The organism is Streptomyces sp. NPDC051173, assembly GCF_040689515.1.
GTDB lineage: Bacteria > Actinomycetota > Actinomycetes > Streptomycetales > Streptomycetaceae > Streptomyces.
Map to the genome: position 1 here is coordinate 1 of NZ_JBFBBD010000192.1, position 1,043 is coordinate 1,043.

Sequence of the window (1,043 nt, forward strand, 5' to 3'; positions counted from 1 at the left end):
GAGCATGACTTGGAAGAGGGGGTGGTGTGCGGTGGTGCGGGTGGGGTTGAGTTCCTCGACGAGGCGCTCGAAAGGAATGTCCTGGTGGGCGTAGGCATCGAGGTCGGTGGTACGCACTCGCTCCAGGAGCTGGCGGAAAGTCGGGTCGGCACTGGTGTCGGTACGCAGGACGAGGGTGTTGACGAAGAAGCCGATGAGATCCTCGAGGGCTTCCTCGGTGCGGCCGGCGATCACGGAACCGATCGGGATGTCGGTTCCGGCGCCCAGCCGGGTCAGCAACGTGGCCAGAGCGGCCTGGATGACCATGAACACGGTGCACTGGTTCTCACGCGCGAGGTCGACCAGACGGGCGTGGAGCTCTGCCGACACTCGGAACTCGTGGACACCACCGCTGTGGCCAGCGACGGCCGGGCGGGGCCGGTCGGTGGGCAGGCGTAGTTCCTCGGGGAGGTCGGCGAGCCGGGTGCGCCAGTAGTCGAGCTGGCGTGAGACGACACTGTCGGCGTCGTCCTCGCTGCCGAGAAGTTCGCGTTGCCACAGGGTGTAGTCGGTGTACTGGACGGGCAGCGACTCCCACCTCGGGCCCCCGCCCTGGACACGGGCGTTGTAGGCGGTGGCGAGGTCACGACCCAGCGGCCCGACGGACCAACCGTCGCTCGCGATGTGATGCAAAAGCAACAGCAGAACATGCTCGTGGGGCGCGGTACGGAACAAGGTCGCACGGACCGGGATCTCACGGGCCAGATCGAATACCGCGGCTGCGGCCTCCACCGCCCGCGCCTCCACCTCCCCCGGCGACACATCGAACCGGCGGAGATCCACACGAGCCTCGGCCACGGGCCGGACCTGCTGATACGGCTCCCCGTCCACGGACGGGAACACCGTCCGCAAACTCTCGTGCCGCCCCACCAGATCGTTCAGAGCCGCCTCAAGCGCCGCCACGTCCAACGCACCGGACAGACGCAGCATCCACGGCACGTTGTACGTCGAACTCGGCCCCTCCAACTGACCGAGGAACCACAACCGACGCTGAGCAAACGACA

General features: G+C 67.3%; 1 protein-coding gene. It reads right to left on the bottom strand.

What is annotated here, in order from left to right; genetic code table 11:
• Positions 1 to 1,043 (bottom strand): condensation domain-containing protein (locus tag AB0435_RS34310; RefSeq protein ID WP_366428764.1); only part of this gene is annotated, 1,043 nt, incomplete at both ends.